8 protein-coding genes are annotated in these 7086 nt (G+C 63.9%); all 8 read left to right on the plus strand.

Features of this window, described 5'->3' with window-relative positions; all coding sequences use genetic code 11:
- Nucleotides 1-162, plus strand: a 162-nt coding sequence (locus WC739_RS23615) for an NADH-ubiquinone oxidoreductase-F iron-sulfur binding region domain-containing protein (protein WP_372955416.1), incomplete at its 5' end; no start/stop codon positions are given.
- Between the two features lie 79 nt (nucleotides 163-241).
- Nucleotides 242-925, plus strand: a complete 684-nt coding sequence (locus tag WC739_RS23620) for an NADH-ubiquinone dehydrogenase (protein WP_372955411.1) — start codon at nucleotides 242-244, stop codon at nucleotides 923-925.
- Nucleotides 926-997: 72 nt separating this feature from the next.
- Complete coding sequence (nuoG, locus tag WC739_RS23625; RefSeq protein ID WP_372955412.1) at nucleotides 998-3079, plus strand: NADH-quinone oxidoreductase subunit NuoG; 2082 nt, start codon at nucleotides 998-1000, stop codon at nucleotides 3077-3079.
- 2 nt (nucleotides 3080-3081) lie between these two features.
- Complete coding sequence (gene nuoH, locus WC739_RS23630; RefSeq protein ID WP_372955413.1) at nucleotides 3082-4125, plus strand: NADH-quinone oxidoreductase subunit NuoH; 1044 nt, start codon at nucleotides 3082-3084, stop codon at nucleotides 4123-4125.
- Nucleotides 4125-4616, plus strand: a complete 492-nt coding sequence (nuoI, locus tag WC739_RS23635; protein ID WP_013531098.1) for an NADH-quinone oxidoreductase subunit NuoI — start codon at nucleotides 4125-4127, stop codon at nucleotides 4614-4616. The genes nuoH and nuoI overlap by 1 nt, the downstream gene beginning before the upstream one ends.
- Before the next feature lie 125 nt (nucleotides 4617-4741).
- Complete coding sequence (locus WC739_RS23640; RefSeq protein WP_372955414.1) at nucleotides 4742-5362, plus strand: NADH-quinone oxidoreductase subunit J; 621 nt, start codon at nucleotides 4742-4744, stop codon at nucleotides 5360-5362.
- A gap of 1 nt (nucleotide 5363) precedes the next feature.
- Complete coding sequence (gene nuoK / locus WC739_RS23645) at nucleotides 5364-5672, plus strand: NADH-quinone oxidoreductase subunit NuoK (RefSeq protein ID WP_019858930.1); 309 nt, start codon at nucleotides 5364-5366, stop codon at nucleotides 5670-5672.
- A gap of 10 nt (nucleotides 5673-5682) precedes the next feature.
- On the plus strand, nucleotides 5683-7086 hold a 1404-nt coding region (gene nuoL, locus WC739_RS23650; protein WP_372955415.1), incomplete at its 3' end, for an NADH-quinone oxidoreductase subunit L.

The following is a 7086-nucleotide window of genomic DNA, read 5'->3' on the forward strand; positions in this document are numbered from 1 at the left end:
ACCAAGCAGATCGAAGGCCACACGATCTGCGCGCTGGGCGATGCGGCGGCATGGCCCATCCAGGGCTTGATGCGGCATTTCCGCGGCGAGGTGGAGCGCCGCATCGACGAGTTTTCGCGCAACGCGCACCGGGCCGAGCCGGTGCTGGTGGCTGCGGAATAGAGACTTATTCGAAACGCGGGCAGACGCCGCAATGAGGAAGACGGGCCGGGGCATCCGAAGAAACGACTAAGGAGATCCAATGTCGCCGTATTCGACACCCCACCTACTGATGCCGAGTTTGGAACAGATCGAGACAATGAACCAGGACCTGATCAGGATGATGCCGAAGGAGATGGCGAGCGCCGTCAACCTTTTCGCGCATCCTGTCGCCGGTGCGGCGGCGATGTCGGCGCTCGGCATCGGTCTCGCCAACCATGCGTTCGGCGTGTGGATGGGTGCTCTCAGCGGGGCGGCGGAAGCCTCGCAGCGTATGCTGCTGCCGATCGTCGACGGCTTCGAGGCGCGCGCCGAGCGTGTTTCGGAAACGGCCAGGAATGCCTCCAAGGCCCGCGCGGCGACCAGGACCCTGATCGCGGAAGCGCAATCCTTCGCGCGGGACGTGACGGACATGGCTGCCGTGGACTCGACTCCGGCCGCCGACACGGAACGGGCGACGGCCAACCCGGCCGGGGCGGGCCAGGAGGATTTGCGGCAGCCCCGAATCATGGACCGGCCGGAGAAGCCGTCGGACCTCAAGGCGATACCGGGCATCGGTCCGAAGCTGGAGAAGGTGCTCAACGGCCTCGGCATCTGGACATATGCGCAGATCGCCGCATGGACGCCGGACGAGATTGCCTGGGTCGAGGATTATCTTTCGCTCACCGGCCGTGTCGGGCGCGACGATTGGACTGCCCGGGCGGCGGCGTTGGCCGCCAGGAAATGATGAAATGCCGGGTGCGGTTTCTGCCGCGCCCGGAAATTGAGATTGCGGGAAATCCGCAGGGGTTCGAGGCGAATGGCAAAGCTCAAGGTCGACGGGAAAGAGATCACTGTACCCGACCACTACACGCTGCTGCAGGCAGCCGAGGACGCTGGCGCTGAAGTGCCGCGCTTCTGCTTCCATGAGCGGCTGTCGATCGCCGGCAATTGCCGCATGTGTCTGATCGAGGTGAAGGGCGGACCGCCCAAGCCGCAGGCCTCCTGCGCCATGAATGTGCGGGACCTTCGCCCGGGGCCGAATGGCGAAGCGCCGGAAATCTTCACCAACACGCCAATGGTCAAGAAGGCCAGGGAAGGCGTGATGGAATTCCTGCTCATCAACCATCCGCTGGATTGCCCGATCTGCGACCAGGGTGGCGAGTGCGACCTGCAGGACCAGGCGATGGCCTTCGGCGTCGATTCCTCGCGCTATCACGAGAACAAGCGCGCGGTCGAGGACAAGTATATCGGCCCGCTGGTCAAGACGGTGATGAACCGCTGCATCCACTGCACGCGCTGCGTGCGCTTCACCACGGAGGTCGCCGGCATTTCCGAGCTCGGCCTGATCGGCCGCGGCGAGGATGCGGAGATCACCACCTATCTCGAACAGGCCATGACTTCGGAACTGCAGGGCAATGTGATCGACCTGTGCCCGGTCGGCGCGCTGACCTCGAAGCCCTTTGCCTTCCAGGCGCGGCCGTGGGAGTTGAGCAAGACCGAATCCATCGACGTCATGGACGCCGTCGGCTCGGCGATCCGCGTCGACAGCCGGGGCCGCGAAGTGATGCGCATCCTGCCGCGTGTCAACGAGGCCGTGAACGAGGAATGGATTTCCGACAAGACCCGCTTCATCTGGGACGGCCTGCGCACGCAGCGCCTCGACCGCCCCTATGTGCGCCGGGACGGCAAGCTGGTTCCGGCCACCTGGGCCGAGGCGTTCGCCGCGATCAAGGACGCGGTGTCGAAGACGGCGCCCGAGAAGATCGGCGCCATATCAGGCGATCTCGCCGCTGTGGAGGAAATCTACGCGCTGAAGCTGCTGATGGCCTCGCTCGGCTCGAAGAATACGGATTGCCGCCAGGATGGCGCCGCGCTCGATCCGGCGTTCGGTCGCGCCAGCTATATCTTCAACCCGACCATCGAAGGCATCGAGCAGGCCGACGCGGTGCTCATCGTTGGCGCCAATCCGCGCTACGAAGCCTCGCTGCTTAATGCCCGGATCCGCAAGCGCTGGCGGCTGGGCAACCTGCCGGTCGGCGTGATCGGCGATGTCGGCGACATGCGCTACGACTACGAGCAGCTGGGCGCCGGACCGGATTCGCTGAAGGATCTGGCCGACGGCAATGGCAAGTTCTTCCAGAAGCTGAAGAAGGCTACGCATCCGCTCATTATCGTCGGCCAGGGCGCGCTGGCGCGTGCCGATGGCGCGGCGGTGCTCGGGCAGGCGGCACGGCTCGCCGGCGCGGTCAACGCGGCACGGGCGGACTGGAACGGCTTTGCGGTGCTGCACAATGCGGCTGGCCGCGTCGGCGGCCTCGATCTCGGCTTCGTGCCGGGCGAGGGCGGCAAGGATGTCGCGGGCATGCTGGGCGAAATGGAACTGCTGTTCCTGCTCGGCGCCGACGAGATCGAGATGGCCAGGACCGGCGGCGCGTTCGTCGTCTATGTCGGCACGCATGGCGACCAGGGCGCGCACCGCGCCAATGTCATCCTGCCGGCGGCGGCCTATACCGAAAAGTCCGGCACCTTCGTCAACACGGAAGGCCGCGTGCAGCAGACCAACCGTGCCGGCTTCGCCCCGGGCGAGGCGCGCGAGGATTGGGCGATCCTGCGGGCGCTGTCCGATGTGCTGGGCAAGAAGCTGCCGTTCGACTCGCTGGCGCAACTGCGCGGGAAACTGTACGGCGAGTACCCGCATCTGGCCCGCATCGACCAGGTAGCACCCGGCAACGCGGAGGATGTCGCCAAGCTGGCGCTGCTCGGCGGACCGCTGAACAAGGGCGCCTTCACCTCTCCGGTCACGGATTTCTACCTGACCAATCCGATTGCGCGGGCTTCGGCCGTGATGGCGGAATGCTCGGCACTGGCCAAGACCGGCTTCAAGCAGGCGGCGGAATAAGCATGGACACTTTCTTTTCCTTCTACGTGCTGCCGGCGCTGATCATCCTGCTGAAATCGGTCGTGCTGATCGTGGTGCTACTGATCTTCGTCGCCTATATCCTCTACGCCGACCGCAAGATCTGGGCGGCGGTGCAGCTGCGCCGCGGCCCCAACGTCGTCGGCCCGTGGGGCACGCTGCAGGCCTTCGCCGACCTGTTGAAATTCGTCTTCAAGGAGCCGGTGATTCCGTCGGGCGCCAACAAGGGCGTGTTCCTGTTGGCACCGCTGGTGTCGGCCGTGCTGGCGATCTCGGCCTGGGCGGTCATTCCCGTCAGCCAGGGCTGGGCCGTCGCCAACGTCAATGTCGGCATCCTCTATGTCTTCGCCATCTCCTCGCTGGAGGTCTATGGCGTGATCATGGGCGGCTGGGCATCGAACTCGAAATATCCATTCCTCGGCGCGCTGCGTTCCGCCGCCCAGATGGTGTCCTACGAAGTCTCGATCGGCTTCGTCATCGTCACAGTGTTGCTCACCGCAGGCTCGCTCAATTTGACCGACATCGTGCTGTCGCAGCATGACGGGCTGGGCACGCGGCTTGGCCTGCCCAACACCTTCCTCGACTGGAACTGGCTGGCCCTGTTCCCGATGTTCGTCATCTTCTTCATCTCGGCGCTGGCTGAGACCAACCGGCCGCCCTTCGACCTGGTGGAAGCCGAATCGGAACTGGTCGCCGGCCACATGGTCGAATATTCGTCGACGCCGTTCCTGCTGTTCTTCCTCGGCGAATATGTCGCCATCGTGCTGATGTGCGCGCTGGCGACCATCCTGTTCCTCGGCGGCTGGCTGCCACCGTTCAACTTCGCGCCGTTCACCTGGGTGCCGGGCGTCATCTGGTTCGTGCTCAAGGTCTGCTTCGTGTTCTTCGGCATCTCCATGGTGAAGGCCTTCGTGCCGCGCTACCGCTACGACCAGCTGATGCGGCTCGGCTGGAAAGTGTTCCTGCCGATCTCGCTGTTCATGGTCGTCGCCACCGCGGCCTTCCTCAAGATCACGGGGTTTGCGTGATGTCCGCTCTGTCCCAAGCCGCGAAATCGCTGCTGCTGCAGGATTTCGTCAGCGCCTTCTTCCTCTCGATGCGCCAGTTCTTCGCGCCGAAGGAGACGATCAACTATCCGCACGAGAAGGGGCCGACCAGCCCGCGCTTCCGGGGCGAGCACGCGCTGCGCCGTTATCCCAACGGCGAGGAACGCTGTATCGCCTGCAAACTGTGCGAGGCGATCTGCCCGGCGCAGGCCATCACCATCGAGGCCGGACCGCGCCGCAATGACGGCACGCGCCGCACGGTGCGCTACGACATCGATATGGTGAAGTGCATCTATTGCGGCTTCTGCCAGGAAGCCTGCCCGGTCGACGCCATCGTCGAGGGGCCGAATTTCGAGTTCGCGACGGAGACGCGCGAGGAACTCTACTACGACAAGGACAGGCTGTTGGCGAATGGCGACCGCTGGGAGCGCGAACTGGCGCGCAACATCTCGCTGGACTCGCCCTACCGCTGATATTTGACGCATGGACGGGGCGAGGGGCCTCGTCTAAGGAACACGCAACTTGCCGACCGGAGGCGGTCGCAAAAAATCGAACGCGGCGCTGGCGCCCTGTTCGGACAGGAACCCGGGGGAACCCCATGCTGAGTGGACTAGAGGCGGCCTTTTTCTACCTCTTCGCCTTTATCGCGGTGGCGTCGGCGTTCATGGTCATTTCGTCGCGCAACCCCGTGCATTCGGTGCTGTTCCTGATCCTGACCTTCTTCAATGCCGCCGGCCTTTTCATGCTGACGGGCGCCGAGTTCCTGGCGATGATCCTGCTTGTGGTCTATGTCGGCGCGGTCATGGTGCTGTTCCTGTTCGTCGTGATGATGCTCGACGTCGACTTCGCCGAACTGAAGAGCGGCGCCCTGCAATACGCGCCGATCGGGGCGCTGGTCGGGCTGATCCTGGCGGCGGAGCTGATCGTCGTGCTCGGTGGCTACACCTTCGCGCCGCAACTGGCCTCGACGGTCGCCAAACCCATCCCGGATCTTGTCACGCGTTCGAACACGGCGGCGCTCGGCGACATTCTCTATACGGACTATCTCTACTACTTCCAGGTTTCGGGCCTCATCCTGCTGGTGGCCATGATCGGCGCCATCGTCTTGACGCTGCGCCACAAGGAAGGGGTCAAGCGGCAGTCGATCGCGGCCCAGGTCGCCCGTACGCCGGCGACAGGCATGGAAATCCGCAAGGTCAAGTCGGGCGAGGGACTCTGAGATGGTTGTCGGCATCGCGCATTATCTGACCGTTTCGGCGATCCTTTTCACGCTCGGCGTGTTCGGCATCTTCCTGAACCGCAAGAACGTCATCGTCATCCTGATGTCGGTCGAGCTGATCCTGCTGGCGGTCAACATCAACTTCGTCGCCTTCTCGGCGGCGCTGGGCGATCTGGTCGGCCAGGTGTTCGCGCTGTTCGTGCTGACGGTCGCAGCGGCAGAGGCTGCCATCGGACTTGCCATTCTCGTCGTCTTCTTCCGCAACCGCGGCTCGATCGCGGTCGAAGACGTGAACATGATGAAGGGTTGACGGAACCACCATGTATCAGGCCATCGTCTTCCTTCCCCTGCTCGGCTTCCTGATCGTCGGCCTGTTCGGCACGTCGCTGGGCGCCAAGGCGTCCGAATACATCACCTCCGGTTTCCTGGTGATCGCGGCCGTATTGTCATGGGTTGCCTTCTTCAGCGTAGGCTTCGGCGAGGCGCAAGTGTTCACTGTGCCGGTCATGCGCTGGATCCAGTCGGGCGGGGTCGAAGCGTCGTGGGCGCTGCGCATCGATACGCTGACGGTTGTGATGCTGGTGGTGGTCAACACGGTGTCGGCGCTGGTCCACATCTACTCGATCGGCTACATGCACCACGACCCGAACCGGCCGCGCTTCTTTGCCTATCTGTCGCTGTTCACCTTCGCCATGCTGATGCTGGTGACGTCGGACAATCTGGTGCAGATGTTCTTCGGCTGGGAAGGTGTTGGCCTCGCGTCCTACCTGCTGATCGGCTTCTGGTACAAGAAGCCGTCGGCCAACGCCGCGGCAATAAAGGCCTTCGTCGTCAACCGCGTCGGCGATTTCGGCTTTGCGCTTGGTATTTTCGGCGTGTTCGTGCTGTTCGGGTCTGTCAATCTCGGCACCATCTTCGCCAACGCCGCGACCTTCATCCCGGCTGAAGGTGCGCCGCATGGCGCTGCCGTGCTGACCTTCCTCGGCCATGCGCTGGACAGGCAGGGAGCGATGACCGTCGTCTGCCTGCTGCTCTTCATGGGAGCCATGGGCAAGTCGGCGCAGGTTCCGCTGCACACCTGGCTGCCGGATGCCATGGAAGGCCCGACGCCGGTGTCCGCGCTGATCCACGCCGCCACCATGGTGACGGCCGGCGTTTTCATGCTGGCGCGGCTTTCACCGCTGTTCGAGCTGTCGCATTCGGCGCTGACGGTGGTGACATTCATCGGCGCCTTCACCGCGTTCTTCGCGGCGACCGTTGGTCTGGTGCAGAACGACATCAAACGCGTCATCGCCTATTCGACCTGCTCGCAACTGGGCTACATGTTCGTGGCGCTCGGCGTCGGCGCCTATGGCGCGGCCATCTTCCACCTGTTCACCCATGCCTTCTTCAAGGCGCTGCTGTTCCTCGGCTCGGGCTCGGTCATCCATGCCGTCTCCGACGAGCAGGACATGCGAAAGATGGGCGGCCTGCGCAAGCTGATCCCGACCACTTACTGGATGATGGTGATCGGCACGCTGGCGCTGACCGGCGTCGGCATCCCGGTGACGGTCATCGGCACCGCCGGCTTCTTCTCCAAGGACGCCATCATCGAAAGCGCCTTTGCCGGGCATAATTCGGTTGCCGGCCTTGCCTTCGTGCTGTTGGTCGTCGCCGCCTGCTTCACCTCATTCTATTCCTGGCGGCTGATCTTCATGACCTTCCATGGCAAGCCAAGGGCCAGC

This window comes from Mesorhizobium sp., assembly GCF_041661565.1.
GTDB lineage: Bacteria > Pseudomonadota > Alphaproteobacteria > Rhizobiales > Rhizobiaceae > Mesorhizobium.

Bases quoted from the DNA above. Each gene is read 5' to 3' on its own strand.
- WC739_RS23620 (WP_372955411.1), top strand. From the start codon at position 242: ATGTCGCCGTATTCGACACCCCACCTACTGATGCCGAGTTTGGAACAG.
- nuoG (WP_372955412.1), top strand. From the start codon at position 998: ATGGCAAAGCTCAAGGTCGACGGGAAAGAGATCACTGTACCCGACCAC.
- nuoH (WP_372955413.1), top strand. From the start codon at position 3,082: ATGGACACTTTCTTTTCCTTCTACGTGCTGCCGGCGCTGATCATCCTG.
- nuoI (WP_013531098.1), top strand. From the start codon at position 4,125: ATGTCCGCTCTGTCCCAAGCCGCGAAATCGCTGCTGCTGCAGGATTTC.
- WC739_RS23640 (WP_372955414.1), top strand. From the start codon at position 4,742: ATGCTGAGTGGACTAGAGGCGGCCTTTTTCTACCTCTTCGCCTTTATC.
- nuoK (WP_019858930.1), top strand. From the start codon at position 5,364: ATGGTTGTCGGCATCGCGCATTATCTGACCGTTTCGGCGATCCTTTTC.